Source organism: Salipaludibacillus keqinensis (assembly GCF_003226325.1).
Classification (GTDB): Bacteria; Bacillota; Bacilli; order Bacillales; family Salisediminibacteriaceae; genus Salipaludibacillus; species Salipaludibacillus keqinensis.
The window spans coordinates 326,072-343,126 of sequence record NZ_PDOD01000001.1; the positions used below are offsets into that span (position 1 = coordinate 326,072).

17 protein-coding genes are annotated in these 17,055 nt (G+C 36.7%); 11 read left to right on the forward strand and 6 right to left on the reverse strand.

The annotated features are described in order from the left end of the window. Positions 1-10: 10 nt before the first annotated feature. Positions 11-907, forward strand: coding sequence for a deoxyribonuclease IV (locus CR194_RS01670; protein ID WP_110607908.1), 897 nt, complete (start codon positions 11-13; stop codon positions 905-907). 225 nt (positions 908-1,132) lie between these two features. Here the strand turns inward: CR194_RS01670 and CR194_RS01675 are convergent, their stop codons facing one another. Then, positions 1,133-1,396, reverse strand: a complete 264-nt coding sequence (locus CR194_RS01675; protein ID WP_110607909.1) for a DUF2624 family protein — start codon at positions 1,394-1,396, stop codon at positions 1,133-1,135. Between the two features lie 133 nt (positions 1,397-1,529). Between CR194_RS01675 and CR194_RS01680 the strand changes: the two genes are divergently transcribed. The 4 genes from CR194_RS01680 (at position 1,530) to CR194_RS01695 (ending at position 5,661) form a co-directional block, all read left to right on the forward strand. Further along, entirely contained in the window at positions 1,530-2,861 is a 1,332-nt protein-coding gene (locus CR194_RS01680) for a two-component system sensor histidine kinase NtrB (protein WP_158282138.1), read from the forward strand. Positions 2,862-3,106: 245 nt separating this feature from the next. Continuing rightward, on the forward strand, positions 3,107-3,862 hold the full coding sequence (locus CR194_RS01685) for a metal ABC transporter ATP-binding protein (RefSeq protein WP_110607911.1): 756 nt from the start codon (positions 3,107-3,109) through the stop codon (positions 3,860-3,862). A 32-nt stretch (positions 3,863-3,894) separates the two neighbouring features. Next, positions 3,895-4,734: a metal ABC transporter permease gene (locus CR194_RS01690; protein WP_110608940.1), complete on the forward strand. Its 840-nt coding sequence runs from the start codon at positions 3,895-3,897 to the stop codon at positions 4,732-4,734. Between the two features lie 210 nt (positions 4,735-4,944). After that, the gene (locus tag CR194_RS01695) at positions 4,945-5,661 is read left to right on the forward strand and encodes a lytic transglycosylase domain-containing protein (RefSeq protein ID WP_110607912.1); all 717 of its coding nucleotides are present in this window, start codon (positions 4,945-4,947) and stop codon (positions 5,659-5,661) included. A gap of 302 nt (positions 5,662-5,963) precedes the next feature. On the opposite strand, the gene CR194_RS01700 is transcribed toward CR194_RS01695, so the two are convergent. After that, positions 5,964-8,075 carry an RNA degradosome polyphosphate kinase gene (locus CR194_RS01700; RefSeq protein WP_233254189.1) on the reverse strand — a complete coding sequence of 704 codons (2,112 nt, stop codon included), beginning with the start codon at positions 8,073-8,075 and terminating at the stop codon, positions 5,964-5,966. 104 nt (positions 8,076-8,179) lie between these two features. Further along, entirely contained in the window at positions 8,180-9,718 is a 1,539-nt protein-coding gene (gene ppx, locus CR194_RS01705; RefSeq protein ID WP_110607913.1) for an exopolyphosphatase, read from the reverse strand. 157 nt (positions 9,719-9,875) lie between these two features. Between ppx and CR194_RS01710 the strand changes: the two genes are divergently transcribed. From CR194_RS01710 to CR194_RS01725, 4 genes are read left to right on the forward strand one after another with little or no spacing between them, the layout of a single operon-like run. Next, entirely contained in the window at positions 9,876-10,709 is an 834-nt protein-coding gene (locus CR194_RS01710) for a metal ABC transporter ATP-binding protein (protein ID WP_110607914.1), read from the forward strand. Then, positions 10,706-11,539, forward strand: a complete 834-nt coding sequence (locus CR194_RS01715; protein ID WP_110607915.1) for a metal ABC transporter permease — start codon at positions 10,706-10,708, stop codon at positions 11,537-11,539. Before CR194_RS01710 ends, CR194_RS01715 begins: the two co-directional genes overlap by 4 nt. A gap of 22 nt (positions 11,540-11,561) precedes the next feature. After that, entirely contained in the window at positions 11,562-12,407 is an 846-nt protein-coding gene (locus CR194_RS01720; RefSeq protein ID WP_233254190.1) for a metal ABC transporter permease, read from the forward strand. Between the two features lie 33 nt (positions 12,408-12,440). Beyond that, positions 12,441-12,890, forward strand: a complete 450-nt coding sequence (locus CR194_RS01725) for a Fur family transcriptional regulator (RefSeq protein ID WP_110607916.1) — start codon at positions 12,441-12,443, stop codon at positions 12,888-12,890. Between the two features lie 30 nt (positions 12,891-12,920). On the opposite strand, the gene CR194_RS01730 is transcribed toward CR194_RS01725, so the two are convergent. Next, entirely contained in the window at positions 12,921-13,484 is a 564-nt protein-coding gene (locus CR194_RS01730; RefSeq protein ID WP_110607917.1) for a 5' nucleotidase, NT5C type, read from the reverse strand. Positions 13,485-13,590: 106 nt separating this feature from the next. On the opposite strand from CR194_RS01730, the gene CR194_RS01735 reads away from it, so the two are divergent. After that, positions 13,591-14,010 carry a DUF4190 domain-containing protein gene (locus CR194_RS01735; RefSeq protein ID WP_110607918.1) on the forward strand — a complete coding sequence of 140 codons (420 nt, stop codon included), beginning with the start codon at positions 13,591-13,593 and terminating at the stop codon, positions 14,008-14,010. Between the two features lie 108 nt (positions 14,011-14,118). On the opposite strand, the gene ispG is transcribed toward CR194_RS01735, so the two are convergent. Then, on the reverse strand, positions 14,119-15,219 hold the full coding sequence (gene ispG / locus CR194_RS01740; protein WP_110607919.1) for a flavodoxin-dependent (E)-4-hydroxy-3-methylbut-2-enyl-diphosphate synthase: 1,101 nt from the start codon (positions 15,217-15,219) through the stop codon (positions 14,119-14,121). A 94-nt stretch (positions 15,220-15,313) separates the two neighbouring features. Then, positions 15,314-15,673, reverse strand: a complete 360-nt coding sequence (locus CR194_RS01745) for a hypothetical protein (protein WP_110607920.1) — start codon at positions 15,671-15,673, stop codon at positions 15,314-15,316. A gap of 98 nt (positions 15,674-15,771) precedes the next feature. Here CR194_RS01745 and CR194_RS01750 point away from each other — a divergent pair, with 98 nt between their 5' ends. Continuing rightward, a complete protein-coding gene (locus tag CR194_RS01750; RefSeq protein ID WP_110607921.1) occupies positions 15,772-16,989 on the forward strand; it encodes an MFS transporter in 1,218 nt (405 codons plus the stop codon). Positions 16,990-17,055 lie beyond the last annotated feature (66 nt).

Below are 17,055 nucleotides of genomic sequence, written 5' to 3' on the forward strand. Positions count from 1 at the left end.
GGAACGATTCATGTTATTAGGGTCCCATGTCTCAATGAGTGGAAAAAAGATGTTATTAGCAGCTAGTGAAGAAGCGGCATCATACGGGGCAACTACATTTATGATTTACACGGGTGCTCCGCAAAACACTAGACGAAAAGCGATTGAAGATTTAAATATCACCGATGGGCAATCGCATATGGTGTCGAATAACATTTCTAATGTTGTGGTACATGCACCATATATCATCAATATTGCTAATACGACAAAACCAGAAACTTTCCAATTAGGGGTGGATTTCCTGAAAAGTGAAATCGATCGGACAGAAGCCCTTGGTGCTAAACAGATTGTCCTACACCCAGGCGCTCATGTAGGAGCGGGTGTTGAAAAAGGGATTGCCAAAATTGTAGAAGGGCTAAATGAAGTAATCGATCCCAGTCAGGACGTTCAAATTGCTTTGGAAACAATGGCAGGTAAAGGTTCTGAATGTGGACGTTCTTTTGAAGAGTTAGCTGAGATTATTTCAGGGGTGAAACATAACCAAAAATTGTCGGTTTGTTTTGATACGTGTCACGTTCATGATTCAGGGTATGACATTGTGGAAAAGCTAGATGATGTATTGGAAGAGTTTGATAAAATTGTTGGTTTAGATAAAATTAAAGTTCTACACGTCAATGACAGCAAGAATGAATGTGGGGCAAAAAAAGATCGGCATGAAAATATCGGCTTCGGTCACATTGGATTTGAAGCGATCGATCGGATCTTATATCATGAAACCTTTTCAAAAATACCTAAAATTTTAGAGACACCTTATGTTGGAACAGATAAGAAAAATAAAAAACCACCTTATGGAAAAGAGATTGCTATGCTTAAGAAGCGAGTTTTCAATGAGTCACTAAAAGACGAGCTTTTAAGTGATCAATATTAATTGATAGGGGCTGTCTCATAAGTCGATAAAGAATCGACTTATGGGCAGCCCTTTTTATTATGTGATGGCTACCCCCAAAAAACGTTGATAGCTTGTTCCTTGATCGAGTAATAAGGAAGACTTTCTCTCCATTCATGCTAATGAATCCTCAAGCTTAGTCGACAAAATCGACTTGGAGGACCTTGTCTTGATTCACTCATTCTTACTCAAGGTATATCTATTCGATTATTCTAAATAAGATTCGTACGGTTTTAATAACTGAAAAGCTTTATCATAATGAGACGGAAACTCTAATTCTAATTGTTTTTTTATTTCGGTTACTCTTTTTTTATCAGCAATGTCAAAAGGCTTCTCTTGGATAATCGATAGAATATGCCGAGCTTCTTTAACGGTCAAGGACATGCCTTCTTTATGACTTAGTTTAATTAGTTCTTTCAACGTGAGTTGGCGAACTTTTTGGTTAATAAGTTCTCGTATGACCGGATTCATTTTTTTCCTCCTTTCAACGATGTTTTAATATATGTGAAATTATGAAAAATGTGTCAATGTAGTGTATACTAATGGATGGACTAGGTGATTCATTTCTAAACGAAATTTGAAGATGATTAAGGAGACCTTTCATATGAAGAAAGTAAACGAATGGCCAATTTATCTAGAAATGATTTACTTATCATCTGACTTCTGTATGGTTCTAAATGAAGATTTAGAGATCGAGGAAGTCATCACTGAAGATCAACAATTAAGAATGGCACTTGAACATCCATTTCAATCGTTTGCTCCTAATCCAGCGTTTGAAAATTTTATTTATTCAATCGTAAAGAATTCGATATCAACAACTAAACAAATCTTCACTATTGAGAAGCACAATTCATACCAATGTAAAGGCAAAAAAGTTGAAGATAAGATCGTAATATTAGGAAAAAAGTGTGCTTCAGTTATCCAAAAAAGAGACGGTATCCTTGATAACTTGCCCATCCCTGCTATGTTAATCGACATAGACGGCAAGATTGTAAAATTTAATAGTCATCTGCAAAATCTACATTCACGACTTGATATTCCCGAGAATTTATTGGATCCGTTAGTTACCTCCCAGTGGAGTCACCCTGTTTTCAAAGAATATTTTCACGTATTCCAACAATTACTTGAAAGCAAACAAACCGTAACTAGAGAGTATCGGACTGAAGAGGTTCGACTAAAATTACAAGGGGTCGTTGACGGGAATCATTATGTAATCATGATGAAAGATGAAAGCTTTCAAAGAAGATTTGAGCAACTATTGTCTTATCAGCAACAAATGCAAGCTGTCTCTCAAATTGCGGCAGGCGTTGCCCATGAATTAAGAAATCCTTTATCAGTGATCAAGGGATTTGTTCAACTTTCGAAGTATTCAAACAACCTAGATAAATACTATGATACAATTTATTCTGAAATCGACAGGATGAATAAGATTATTGAAGATTTTCTATCAATATCAAGGAAAAAAATAGACAAACGCTACATTCATCCAGCTGAATTGGTTGAATCAATGTTGGTTATTTTTCGGTCGGAGTGTATTCTTCATGACGTTGAATTTATTTATAAGCTAGGCAATTGCGAAGGTTATTTATATGTAAACGAGCAAATGCTAAAGCAAGTATTAATAAATATCATGCGAAATTCAATTGAAGCTTATGAAGGTCAGAAACGAAATCGAACCTTTAATCTGCAGACGTTTATTGAAGATGGATTTTATGTCATTCAATTAAAAGATAATGGTCCTGGAATTGCACCGGAATTGTTCGAAAAAATAAATGAGCCTTTCTTTACCACCAAGGAGAAAGGAACGGGTATAGGAATTCCATTAGCAAGGCAAATTATAGAAGAGCATAAAGGCAAATTTATCATTGATAGTACTTACGGAAAAGGCACACTTATTTCAATCCAATTGCCGCTGGAAAATAAGCCTCCATTGTAATCAAAAGTCCATGAACTCATGGGCTTTTTTTTTAGTTATTTACACTTATGAATGGACTTTCTAATGATTGAAAGTTTGAAACAGATGCATTATAATAATAAGTGAAATAAAAAGTTTCCCTAAGTAAACTTTTTGAATATAATACAACTTTTTATAGTGTGAGCACAATCATTGTGCAGGCGCATATGATACAGCACGAATAAGTGATGGAAGTACAATCTAGAAAAGGAAGGGGTGTTCTAGAAATGGCAGAACAATTTGTTAACGTAGATAATTTATCTGTTCATTATTATGGCCAAACAGCCATTCGGGATATATCGTTTAGTATGAAGAAAGGAACAATTGTAGGGGTAATTGGTCCCAACGGAGCAGGTAAGTCAACTTTAATGAAGGCCATGCTCGGACTGGAGAAATTCGGAGGACGCGTTTCTTTTTTTGGGAATAACATCAATAATATGAGAAAAAAAATTGCTTATGTTCCCCAGAGAAATTCAATTGATTGGGATTTTCCTGTTCGGGTAGACGATGTAGTATTGATGGGGAGGTTTATGCATATCCCTTGGTATAAAAGAGCGAGCAAAAAAGACCGAGAACGAGCGAAGGCGGCTTTAGTAAAAGTTGGTATGGAAAGTTATTCAAATCGTCAAATTGGAGAGCTGTCAGGTGGCCAACAGCAACGGGTGTTTTTAGCTAGGGCACTGGCTCAAGATGCTGATTTATTTTTTCTTGATGAACCTTTTGTAGGAATTGATGTAAGATCTGAGGAAATCATTGTGAATATTCTGCATCAGCTTCGAAATGAAGGGAAAACGATGTTCATCATCCACCATGACTTAAGCAAGGTAGAAAAGTACTTTGATCAACTTGTCCTTTTAAATCAAGTTCTGATTCAAGCAGGCGCAGTAGAAGATGTTTATCAACCGAGTTTCTTAAAAGAAGCCTATCAAGGAAATGCAGCTATTCTCAAAGAGGGTAATGAGATGGTGGTGGTAGGGCCGTGATAGCAAACATTGAATCGTTTATTTTTCAATTAATGAATTATCCTTATCTACAAAATGCTTTATTGGCAGCCATACTAGTCGGGATCATCTGTGGTGTGATTGGCTGTTTTATTATCTTAAGGGGAATGGCATTAATGGGTGATGCAATCTCTCACGCAGTTCTTCCAGGGGTTGTTATCGCTTATATGGTAGGAGCTAGCTTCTTTATTGGTGCTGTGATAACAGGAGTTCTTACAGCTCTTGCGATCGGGTTTATTTCCCAAAACAGTCGTATCAAAGAGGACTCTGCTATCGGAATCATGTTTACTGCTATGTTTGCATTAGGGGTCGTAATGATTACCGCCTTGCAAGGGACTAGTGTAGATTTATGGCATATCCTCTTCGGAAATGTATTGGCTGTTTCTCAGACAGACTTGTATATTACTATGGGTATCGGAATATTTGTTTTACTTACCATCTTCGTTTTCTATAGACCTCTTTTATTAAGTTCATTTGATGAGACGATGGCTAAAGCTACGGGCTTGCCTGTTAAGTGGATTCACTACATGCTTATGCTTTTACTTTCATTTGTAACAGTAGCTTCTCTTCAAACCGTAGGGATCATTTTAGTGGTAGCTATGTTAATAACTCCTGGCGCTACGGCTTACTTATTGACCGAAAGATTTTCAGTCATGCTATTTCTTTCAGCCTTGTTCGGCATCATTTCTGCAGTATCCGGTCTTTTTTGGTCTGTCATTTACGATGTATCATCAGGTGCAAGTATCGTGTTAGTGGCCTCTGCTATTTTCATTTTCTTCTTCTTTTTTGCTCCGAAACAAGGGTTAGTATTCAAGTGGCTTAGAACACCAAAAAGAGAGTCTAAAATTTCTTAGAAATGAAAATGATGACGCATCATAGAGCTGTAAAAACATAATATTGAATTTTGTCGTTTAGCGATGAATAAATTAGGGTACTTGCATAAAGTGTGCAAGTGCCTTTTGAATTTGTTTCATATGTCTAAAGTTGCAATTTTTATCAAGAACAGTTATTATGCTATCTTGTAGACAAATAAGGTTCACAATTTGGATAAGGAGGAGCGACTTATGCGTATACAAACGCTCATAATGATTGTCGTCATTGCTGTCCTAGTAGGAGTCTCATTTGTTTTAGGTAATGAATATGCTCAAACGCAAGAAAAAATAGAGAAGTTAGAAATTGCCAAACAAGAACAAAGAGCTCAACAGGAAATAGATTTGGAAATTGAACGGATGAAAGGATATATTGATCATTTGCCGGATGATTATGAAGGAACAGGATACGTCGGATGGCAAGAAGCTAAGCAAGTATCAAATCACTTGTATGAAGAAAGTGATGGGCTATTTAAAAAAGACTGGGGGTTATTTTTAACCCTTGAGGCACAGAAACGGGAAATTGATCCCTTTCTAGTTTATGAATTGTTAAAGGTAGAAACCGGAGGTAAATTTGATCCGGAATTGGTCGGACCCGAAACTCAATATGGACATGCTTATGGTATGGCTCAGTTTATGAAGAATACAGGACCGTGGATAGCAGAAATGGCTGATCTTCCGTATGATGATGAAATGTTATTTGACCCGCACTATTCTATTCAATTATCTGTTGTTTATTTGGACTTTCTTTATCAACAATACGAGGATTGGGATTATGCATTAACTGCTTACCATAGAGGGATATATGGACTTGAACAGTATATTGAAGATAACGGGGACGCGAAAAGCTGGTATGCGGTTGAAATTCAGGAAAATGCTGAAACAACTGGTTTAGTTGCCTATGATCAATAATGTGTTTAGCAAGCTTTTTCATTAGTTATAATAAGATAAACTCCTTAGCTTGAAAGGATGAAGAGAGGCCACAAGGTTTCTTTTCATTCTTTTTTTATATAATAAACCTCATAAAATAAATCTCCTTCTACTAAATATAAGGACTAGTGCACATTCATTTTCAATCACCATTGATTGAGCGACACCATTATGAGAGACGATCTAACCTGAGATGTCAGGAATTATTTAATTTCAAGCGAGCGAATAGATTATAAAAAAACTGGACTAGAGTACTCAAGTCCAGTTTTTTCCTTAAGTAGATCTTAATTATCTTCAAAGAACATTGCTGCTTGTTCATAAAAGATTTTTTGACTTTGAATAGTTGGCGTATCGGCAGACCGTAAGACATAATGATAATTGCCATCACGATATTGAACGCGAGCTTTCACGTTATCTTCTAAAGTAATATGGAGTACGTCTTTAATTCTTTTTTTAATTTCTGCAGAATACACTGGAAATAAAATTTCGATTCTTTTTTCCATATTGCGTGTCATCCAATCTGCAGAAGATAAGTACAATTTTTCAGCACCATGGTGGTGAAAATAAAAGATTCTGCTGTGCTCCAAGAAGCGATCAACAATACTTCTTACGGAAATGTTTTCACTGACATGGGGAATTCCTGGCCTTAAACAGCAAATCCCCCTGACGATTAAATCTATTTTCACACCGGCTCGACTCGCTTCATATAGTTTTAGGATAATCGGCTTATCGGTTAATGAATTCATCTTAGCCATAATGTGACCGTCTTTATATTTTTTCTGGTAACGTATCTCTTCTTCAATTAATTGGAGGAATGTTTCTCTCATATCGAACGGAGAAGTAGAAAGTTCTTTCCATTTAGGTTTTTGACTGAAACCACTTAAATGATTAAAGAAATTCGTCGCATCTTTTCCGAAGGAGTCTTTCGTCGTTAAAATTCCCATATCTGTATAAAGCTTAGCGGTTGAATCATTATAATTTCCTGTGCCTAAATGTACAAAGCGTTGTATTTTTTCTTTGTGATGTCGGATAACCAGTGTAATTTTACTGTGAGTTTTTAAACCAGTAATCCCATAAATCACATGTACCCCGGATTTTTCTAATTTTTTTGCCCACTGAATATTTTTCTCCTCATCAAACCTTGCTTTTAATTCGACGAGAACGGTCACTTGTTTGCCCATTTCAGCTGCTGTGGATAACGCTTCTATGATTGGAGAATCCCCGCTGACACGATATAGAGTTTGTTTAATAGCTAGTACATCTGGATCTTCGGCAGCTTTCGCAATGAAATCGACAATAGGCTGAAATGATTCGTAAGGATGATGGAAAAAAATATCTTTTTCAAGGGCAACTTGAAATAAGTCTTCTTCTTCTGATAAATCAACAGGAGGTTGTGGGATCACAGCTTCATGGACGAGAGAGTCATAATCAGGAGCAAGATCCCCGTAAAAAGAAGATAAAAACGACAAATCAATAGGCCCAGATACTTCAAACAAATCTTCTTCTTGTAATTCGAGAACATTCGTCAAGAATGAAATCACTTTTTCATCCATTTTCCCTTTTTGCATTTCTAATCGAACAGCGGCTCCCCATTTTCGTTTTTTTAGCTCCTTCTCAATCTCTCTAAGTAAATCACGGGCTCCTTCTTCATGAATCGTTAAATCTGCATTTCTTGTAATCCGAAAAGGAGAAACAGACCTAACTTTATTTCCAGTAAAAAGATGATTTATAAAGTGGCTGATGACATCTTCTAATAAGACAAAAGTGGACGAGTGCTCACCTTTAGAAATAGGAATAGGCAGGTAACGTTTTAATACAGCGGGAACTTGAACGATGGCTAATTTATGTGTCCCATCATCTTTATCATCGTTTAGCACTGCAGCTAAATTCAGACTTTTATTTAATAACATAGGAAAGGGACGATAAGCATCGATTGCCATCGGTGTTAAGACAGGCAATATATAATTCTTAAAATGGAGGGAAAGTTCCTCTTTTTGTTCCTTTGTCAATTCATCAACAGGTACAAAGGTAATTCCTTTTTCTTTTAAAGAAGGAAGTAAAGTGAAATTATACAACTGGTCTTGTAACTTAATTAACCGATGACTCTCATCAGCAATTTTTTTTAATTGTTGTTTTGGAGTGAGACCGGCTTTGTTTTCCGGCTTGTTAAACCCCGCTTTTACTTGATCTTTCAAGCCGGCTACGCGGACCATAAAAAATTCGTCGAGATTTGAACTAAAGATGGCAATAAACTTCAATCTCTCAAGCAATGGATTTCTTTTGTCTAAGGCCTCTTGTAAAACCCTCTCATTAAAACTTAACCAGCTTAACTCACGATTGTTATAAAATTCAGGATTATTTAAATCAATCTCGTTGTAGGTGGAATCGTTTGTCAAAAGCTAACCCTCCATCTCTATATATTTATGAAGATGATCTTTGATGAAAGATGTGAGATCTTCTTCTCTAGAGTAGCAGATGAATGTTAAATTCATGTAAAGATTCAAGGTTGGTCTTTGATAAATGAGAGTGTAATTTCTTTTTTTAATGCTCGTTCTAAGTGCTTTTTATATTTTGTGGCATGAAAGGATTCGAAATAAGGTTCTCCATTGTATAATACGGATATTTCCAAAGATTTTTTCAAACATTTGCTTATTTTTATTTCTGTAACTACGTTTCGGTTAGATGCGTCTAACCCGTAACACAATTTTAAAATAGCTCCTAAAAGTTCGTATTTTTTTAATTCCTCTTTCGTGATCCAATGTCTGAAAGGAGAGGCATATTGTTTCAATTGTGAACGGGACTTAAATGATGATAAAAAGGCGATAGCGAGACGATCCATATGAGATAATCCATCGATGGATTGATTCGTTAAAAGGTAGAAAGAATGTTGACTTTGGGATTCAGGATGGATGGCGTGACCAATATAAAATACATTCGCTCCCCAATGAAGTTGCTTTAAATCTGCTTTTGTTAATTCTATTTCATTACAATGAATTAATTCTTGTGCAAGGAAAGATGACAAGACAGATATTTTCTTCTGATGTTCTTGATTTAAACCGAAATTTTCGGCTAGTTGATAAAAACTTTCATGAGTCACGTGAGGAAAATGTGTCACTTCGATAGATTTCAAAAACATTTCATAAAATAACCCATCACGAAGGCCTTTATTGCTGACGATAAATTGATTCGTTCCCACTTCCTGAATGAGCTCTTCAATGGCAGCAACCGCCGGTACGATGATATCTGCACGATCTTTAGAAAGGCCATCTATTTTCTCTCTTCTCGCTAATGAAACAGACGCTAATTTCTCTAGAATGGTTGAAACAGCAATCCCGCTCATTTCATATTGGTGCAGGCCTGAAAGAGGGTAGGAAATATGATTTTGATGGACTAAGGCGATGTTTCTGGCGGTACCTCCAATACCGATTACTGGAACATTTTTTTCTTTTAGCCAAGGAAGGCTGACAAATTGATCTTTAAGGAACTGGCGAAGGTTCTTCCATTCCTGTTTCGTTGGGTTATCGTTTTTAACGAAGCGTTTCTTCAACGTGATAGCTCCGAATGGAAAACTGTGTGAATGCTTTAAAATCCGATTTTCGTAAAAGGTAACTTCCGTGCTGCCACCACCAATGTCGATGGTAACACCTTCAGAAATATTTGTTGAGTTCGTAATCGCTAAATAGCCATAATATGCCTCTTCTTCCTCATTTAAAACAGTGATATCAAAACAAGATTCTTTTTGTATGGCCTCTAAGATTTCAACTTGGTTTGTTGCATTTCGAATGGCAGCGGTAGCCACTCCACGAATTTCCGTAATTAGATAATCATTCATGACCGTCTCGAACTTTCGAAGTGTACTTAAAATCACTTCAATACCTTCTCTCGTCATCTTCCCCTCATCTGAAATATATGTACTTAACCTCGCTACTACTTTTAAATTTTGAATTTCCTTAAAGCAAGCGTGTTCGTTCACGTCGTAAATAACAAACCGAATGGAGTTGGAACCCATATCTATGATGGCAATTTGTTGTGCTTCCATAATTAGCCTCCTTTTGTCCTTACCCTTATTATATAGTCAAAGGCAATAAGATGCGAGAAGAGGCCAACTCAATTCATTTACAAACGATAAGAGCTCATGTATACTACGATGAGGAAATAAATCGGAATGATTCTTATGAATGTAAAGAGGGATCGAGATGGACATTAAAAAGCAACCATTAGCATTGAATATTCAACACCTTTCATTTTCGTATCATAATCAAAATGTATTAGAAGATATCAATATGCAAATTCCTAAGGGCTCATTTTTAGGCCTAGTAGGGCCAAATGGATCAGGCAAATCCACGCTAGTTAAATGTTTGCTTGGACTTCTCTCTCCTAATGCAGGGTCAGTACAACTTTTTGGAGTTGATGTGAAAAAATTTAATCGATGGAGTGATATCGGATTTGTTTCACAAAAGGCAAACAGCTTTAACAGTGGTTTTCCAGCCACTGTTTTTGAAGTCGTCTCTATGGGGTTGTATGGGAAGATCGGATTATTCCGCTTCTTAAAGAAAAAGCATAAACAACAGGTGAGAGAAGCCATTGAGCAAGTGGGAATGGAAGATTATATCGATGATAATATTGGGCAACTTTCAGGCGGTCAACAACAACGAGTATTTATCGCCAGAGCGTTAGTCAGTAATCCAAGTTTGCTTATTCTAGATGAACCTACAGTGGGTGTGGATGCAAAATCAGTCAAAAATTTCTATACGATGTTAAAAAAGCTGAACGATGAACAAGGAATCACATTAATTTTGGTTACCCACGATATCGGAGCGATGTCTGAATATGTTACCGATGTGGCTTGTTTGAATAAATGTTTGCACTTCCATGGAAACACGAATACTTTTGAAGAGAATAAAGAAGAAATGATGACAGCTATGTATGGCCACGAGGTCAACTTGCTCGAGCACAATCACGATCATGACCACCATCATCATCACCATGATCACGACGATCAAGATGGTGTGAGGAGAGAAGAAGGATGATCGAGGTTTTTTTTCAATTCGACTTTTTAAGGTACTCACTCTATACAGGCTTAATGATTGGCTTTTTAGCCCCAATATTAGGCGTGTTTCTTGTTGTGCGCCGTTTGTCCTTGATGGCTGATGCACTCTCACATATTACACTCACAGGTATAGCCTTCAGTTTGTTACTTGGGAGACATATCACCATGTTTGCGGGGTTAAATCCGGTCTATATGGGAATGGCATTTTCAATCACTGGATCTTTATTAATCGAAAGGTTAAGACATGTGTATCGCTATTATAAAGAGTTAGCCATTCCAATTATTTTATCAGCTGGCATTGGAGTTGGAGTTGTATTTATCTCTTTGGCCGATGGCTTTAACAATGATTTGTTTAATTATTTATTTGGCAGCGTTGTAGCAATTAGTCAATCAGATTTCCAAGTAGTCGTCACGCTGACGATTGTTGTAACAGCTCTTTTATTTTTGTTCTACAAAGAATTATTTTTTCTCAGTTTTGATGAAGAGCAAGCGGTTATTTCCGGGATACCTAAGCGATCATTACATGTATTATTTATGGTGCTAGTCGCTTTGGTGATAGGAATATCCATGCAGATCGTAGGAATTTTGCTGGTCTCAGCTTTAATGACGCTTCCCGTTGCTTCTGCAATGAAATGGGCAAAAGGATTTAAACAAATGTTTCTCTATGCAGTCATATTTGGAGAGGTCTCGATTGTGATAGGTTTATTTAGTGCTTTTCATTTGGATTTAGCTCCAGGGGGAACGATTGTGATGGCCAATGTGTTTTTATTAATTGGATCTATTGCATTAACAAGAAAGCGTTCTTTATAATAGAAGAATAAGGTGAATGAAGATGATGGATTTATTGCAACAACTGACTTTTCTTGAACGAGGTATTTTAGCTGGACTGATTATTGGCTTTATTTGTCCAGTCGTAGGGGCTTTCCTTCTTGTTCGAAGAATGACAATTATATCTGAAGGTCTTTCTCATATTACTTTGACAGGAATTGCGGCTGGTGTTTTTATGAGTCAAAGCACCGCTTTTTTGGGGTTTATCAACCCATTGTATACAGGATTAATTTTTTCATTAGTAGGCTCTTTACTAGTTGAAAAACTAAGGCAGATCTATAAGCATTTTCAAGAGCTGGCGATCCCGATTATCCTCTCATCTGGGATTGGTTTAAGTGCAATTATTATCAGTTTATCTTCTAGTAGCTATACAGAATGGTATAATTATTTATTTGGAAGTATTGTTACTGTTTCATTAAATGATTTGTTATTTATTTTAATTACTGGAATTGTGGCTATGCTTCTTATTGCAGCGTTCTATAAAGAGTTACTGTCTATTTCTTTTGATCAGGAATTCGCATCAACGTCGGGAATCTCTGTAAAGAAGATGAATTTTCTTTTTGCAGTATTAATTGCTCTCGTCATTTCCATGTCTATGAAAGTTATAGGGATCCTTCTCGTGGGAGCGATGGTAACTTTGCCGGTAGCAGCTAGTATGCAATTCGCCAAGAGTTTTCGTCAAGTAGTCGTTGGGGGAATTCTTTTTGGGGAAACAGCAATTATTGGAGGAATTATGTTATCTTACTTCTTTAATATTGCTACTGGAGGGATGGTTGTTGTTACAGGCGTGGTATTGATGATTGTTGCTGTATTAATTAAACAGCTGAAGACGAACATCAATCCTTCGTAATGAGCTGAGCTTGTTCTAAAAGGAGGTCTCTAAATGAATGTTGAGGAAGCAATGAATAAACTGAAAGAGGAAGGTTATAAGCACACCGATAAGCGGTTGGATATGCTGCAATTGTTCTCTGACGAAAGCCGATATATAGCTGCTAAAGATGTATTAGAATCATTACAAGATAAATATAAAGGGTTAAGTTTTGATACGATCTACCGTAATTTATCTTTATTTTCTCAATTAGGTATACTGGAGACGACTGAATTAGATGGTGAAAAAAAATTTCGGTTTTCTTGTTCTACCGATCACCATCATCATCATTTAATTTGTCTTGACTGTGGAAAGACAAAGCATATCGACGAATGTCCAATGGTTACTTCTCCAATTTCTGATGAAGGGTTCCAAGTCGTTGGTCATAAGTTTGAAGTCTACGGGTACTGTGAGAAGTGCGGTGAGACAAAAAGAAAATTGAATGAATATGAAAAGCTATCCTAAATCGATACAGGATAGCTTTTTTGTGGTTATTTATAGGAGCCTGTCGACAATTTTTTTTGCTTCGTTCCAATGGGCTGCCCGGTAAACGTTGTTGGGCACAGGTGATTGATTGTAAGGAGTATCCATAAGAACTACAGGGATGTTACATTCTTCAGCTATATTACACGCATTATCGTGTTTGTCTTCAAAAAATACATCTAATTTGTGTTTTTTGACCGCGTCTAATTTATCATGTTGACCAAGTAATTCAATATGGTCGTACGGCACAGTTAAGCGATGAAACCAATCAACGGTCACATCATGAGTATGCTTTGGTCTTGCACTAATATAAAAAAGTTCATATTGCTTTTTCCATTCTAGCAAAATGTCTTTAGCGTTATCTGCTAAAATGGCTTGTTTATAGATGGATGGTTCGTGCACTTGCATCCATTTCCAAAATTCTTCTTGGCTGATACCTAGCGCAACAGTGAGATCATACTCGATAATATCATCTATTGTTAAATTTTTCTTGAAATGCTCATTTAAATAAGGAATAAATGTTGCTGGATCAGTTACTGTTCCATCGATATCGATTCCCAAACGGTATTTTGACATATCCTTCACCTTCTCCTTAACAATGTTTAAAGTTTCCTCTTATCTTTTTATTGTCTCATACTCATACTATTTGTACAGCCTTGATATTAAGGAGGAACGATTAGTCATGAGTGAACATAGACATACGCCAGAAAATAGTGATTACGAAAAAATAGAAAATCAGCATCTTGCTCCTCACGAAAGCGATGAAAGGCTTCTTTCAAAGGAATATGATGAAGAAACAGCTTCTGAATATACACCTAATCCTGGTTTAGTTGGAGGAAGAGGCCCTATTGAGATCTCCTCTGATAAAACGAGAGAAACAGACCGGGAACGAGAAGACACCACAGGGAAAGGATCTGGTGCTTTAGGTATTGCTTTTTCTTTTATATCATTGTTTTTCTTGCCGGTTATTTTTGCAGTTGCAGGAATCGTCTTAGGAGCTATTGCAATCAAGAACGAGCAAAGGGCTTTAGGTTATACAGCCATTTCTATTAGTGCTTTCTCTATTGTCATGAGTTTTTTCTTTGCACCATTTGTTATATAAATGTGAGAATGCTAAATTATGGGAACCAGTTTCTTGGTTGAACATAAAGAAAACGAAGGGAGCAACCCCTTCGTTTTTAAATGGCTAAAACAAGCATGAACCTATTGATTAAATATGTTGTTTCTTTTGTTTTTCCTCATGTTCTTTAGCTAATATGTCGATTTCTTTCTTTAATTCTTCTACCATGATTTCCTCAGGTACTTTCCTAATGGTCTTTCCTTTTCTGAAGAGAAGTCCTTCTCCTCTAGCACCTGCAATACCAATGTCTGCTTCTTTTGCTTCACCAGGGCCGTTAACTGCACAGCCGAGGACAGAGACTTTGATAGGAGCATGGATATTTTGGAGATATTCTTCTACTTCGTTTGCAATACTAATTAAATCAATTTCAATTCTTCCACATGTAGGACAAGAAATGAGTGTAGCAGCATTCGCCGCTAAGCCGAATGTTTTAAGAAGTTCTTTTGAAACTTTTATTTCCTCCACAGGATCTGCACTTAGTGAAATCCGCATCGTATTCCCAATACCTTTATCTAACAATATGCCTAAACCAGCAGAACTTTTAATTGTACCTGCAAACAAGGTTCCAGACTCAGTAATTCCTAAATGCAAAGGATAATCAAATGCTTCCGCTGCTTTCTCATATGCTTCGACAGCAAGACCAACATCAGAAGCCTTCATAGAGACAATAATATCGTAAAAATCAAGATCCTCTAATATTTTAATATGGTGTAATGCGCTTTCTACCATTCCCTCTGCAGTAGGGTAACCATACTTATCGAGAATTCGCTTTTCCAATGATCCCGCATTTACTCCGATACGAATCGGAATTCCTTTCTCTTTAGCTGCATTAACCACGGCTTCAACCTTATGACGGCGTCCGATATTTCCGGGGTTAATTCGTATTTTATCAGCCCCGCCTTCAATGGCCTTTAAAGCGAGTTTGTAATCAAAGTGAATATCCACAACGAGTGGAATGTTAATTCTTTTTTTTATTTCAGCAATAGCTTCGGCATCTTTCATTTCAGGACACGCTACTCGCACTATTTGGCATCCAGCTTCTTCAAGCCGATTTATTTCAGCTACCGTTGCATCTACATCGTGGGTTTTTGACATGGTCATGCTTTGCATAATGACCTCATTATTCCCTCCGATTGTCAGTGGTCCTACTTTAACAGGTCTTGTATCTTTTCTATGAGTTCTTTGGGTCACTCTTCATCGCCCCTTTTATTTGCGCTATAAATATATTATCACCTATCGTATTACATTGTAACAATGAGGGGACAATTGTGGCAAGAGCAAACGATCACTCCGTTGAGGGCATCACGTAAATTGGAAACTTATAAGCTTCTCCGGCAATTAAATAGTGGGCAGAAACTTCTGGATTTAATTTTTCAAAATCATATAAAACATCATGAAGGGAAACGTTAAAAGATTGTGACTCATGCAACTGTTGGACAATGCCATAGACAGTTTGTCCTGGTTCGACAATCACTTCCTGATAATTTAACGAATTTGCAAGCGATTCTTCCTCATTGTCTTCGATGTGGATTTGTTGATTAAAAGGCTCTTCCATTTGATTAGAAGGAATAGTTCCTGAAGTTAAATCTATACGGATACTAAACAGGACAATACCTAAAATGATTAATAAAATAATTGGTCGCATCATAACCCCTCCATCTCTATCGGCTTCTACTACACTATATGAACGTCTAGTAAAAATATGATCAATACCAGTTCATTAATAATAGGAGGAGAGTTTTTTTGAATAGTCAGGACCAACGAAAAATATGGACAATAGGTTCAATGACGGTCGTCATGATTATAGGAAATTCCATGTTTATCCCGGTGTTGCCACATATGGAACAAGAATGGAGCATGACTTCAACTCAAGCTGGATTAACGTTAAGTATCTTTTCGTTCGTAGCAGCAGTCATGATTCCATTAGTAGGGTACTTAGCATTAAGATTCGAAAAGAAAATTCTAACATCCTTGGCTTTGTTAGCGGTTATCATAGGATGTGTCATTGCATTGTCGTCTCTTAGTATACATTCAACAAGTATTTCATTTCTCGTTCTTATGTTAGGAAGGGCATGTCAGGGGTTAGGTGCAGGAATTTTATCCCCGCTTCCTTACATTTTTGCAGGAGAGTTATTTGCCAAAAACGATCAACCCGTCGCTCTAAGTATGGTAGAGGTTTTTAATGGTATAGGGAAAGTGACCAGTCCTTTTATTGGTATTTATGCCATCACGTTAGGTGGGGAGTGGTTATTTGTTGCTTATATCTTTGTTAGTTTGCTTTCTCTGTTTCTCACTCAGCGGCAAATCACAAGAACCAAGGATGTTGATCCGACAACTTCTCTTAGTAGTTATCTTACTTACTATAGAAAGAATATAAAATCAAATGTAAAAGGAATCTTCCACATTTTACTTATGAGTGGAATGACAATGTTACTTTTATTTGGCTATTTGACGTATTTTTCGTATGAATTAGAATGGATGTTAGGAAAAACGGGGATAGAAAAGGCTCTGTACTTCACTGTACCCCTTTTATTGATGACACTCTCCTCATGGTGGACCGGAAAATATTTAAAACGAAATACATTGAAGTCGCATCAATTGTTGTATATAAGCTTTAGTATAATGGCTGGTGTGTTTATTCTAGGGATCTTATTAAATACGTTCATTTCTATTGTATTTATCATGAGTTTTTTTGCCATTTCAGCAGGAATATCTCTCGTTTGTTGTAACCTTTTATTGACTAGAAACGTCTTATTAGAAGACAGGACCACGATAATGTCTTTTTATAGTATGACTCGTTTTGTCGGTGTAGCTTGTGGCCCTCCGTTATATAGTTTGTGGATGTACGAAGAAGCTTTGATGTTTAGCTTCTCTCTATTGCTCTTAATAGCTGTATGGGGGTATTATCATATAAATAAGTTAGCTACCTGTATTCACGTGGTCACAGCAACGGACGGATAAAGGTGTTGTCATGGACTGTTTTTATTTTAATTGAATAAAAATATGGTACGATATGGATTAGACGAA

Excerpts from the sequence above, each read along its gene's own strand:
- CR194_RS01715 (WP_110607915.1), top strand. The coding sequence starts at position 10,706 with ATGATCGAGGTTTTTTTTCAATTCGACTTTTTAAGGTACTCACTCTAT.
- CR194_RS01680 (WP_158282138.1), top strand. The coding sequence starts at position 1,530 with ATGAAGAAAGTAAACGAATGGCCAATTTATCTAGAAATGATTTACTTA.
- ppx (WP_110607913.1), bottom strand. The coding sequence starts at position 9,718 with ATGGAAGCACAACAAATTGCCATCATAGATATGGGTTCCAACTCCATT.
- CR194_RS01685 (WP_110607911.1), top strand. The coding sequence starts at position 3,107 with ATGGCAGAACAATTTGTTAACGTAGATAATTTATCTGTTCATTATTAT.
- CR194_RS01670 (WP_110607908.1), top strand. The coding sequence starts at position 11 with ATGTTATTAGGGTCCCATGTCTCAATGAGTGGAAAAAAGATGTTATTA.
- CR194_RS01735 (WP_110607918.1), top strand. The coding sequence starts at position 13,591 with ATGAGTGAACATAGACATACGCCAGAAAATAGTGATTACGAAAAAATA.
- CR194_RS01710 (WP_110607914.1), top strand. The coding sequence starts at position 9,876 with ATGGACATTAAAAAGCAACCATTAGCATTGAATATTCAACACCTTTCA.
- CR194_RS01725 (WP_110607916.1), top strand. The coding sequence starts at position 12,441 with ATGAATGTTGAGGAAGCAATGAATAAACTGAAAGAGGAAGGTTATAAG.
- CR194_RS01745 (WP_110607920.1), bottom strand. The coding sequence starts at position 15,673 with ATGCGACCAATTATTTTATTAATCATTTTAGGTATTGTCCTGTTTAGT.
- CR194_RS01695 (WP_110607912.1), top strand. The coding sequence starts at position 4,945 with ATGCGTATACAAACGCTCATAATGATTGTCGTCATTGCTGTCCTAGTA.
- CR194_RS01675 (WP_110607909.1), bottom strand. The coding sequence starts at position 1,396 with ATGAATCCGGTCATACGAGAACTTATTAACCAAAAAGTTCGCCAACTC.
- CR194_RS01690 (WP_110608940.1), top strand. The coding sequence starts at position 3,895 with ATGAATTATCCTTATCTACAAAATGCTTTATTGGCAGCCATACTAGTC.
- CR194_RS01720 (WP_233254190.1), top strand. The coding sequence starts at position 11,562 with ATGATGGATTTATTGCAACAACTGACTTTTCTTGAACGAGGTATTTTA.
- CR194_RS01730 (WP_110607917.1), bottom strand. The coding sequence starts at position 13,484 with ATGTCAAAATACCGTTTGGGAATCGATATCGATGGAACAGTAACTGAT.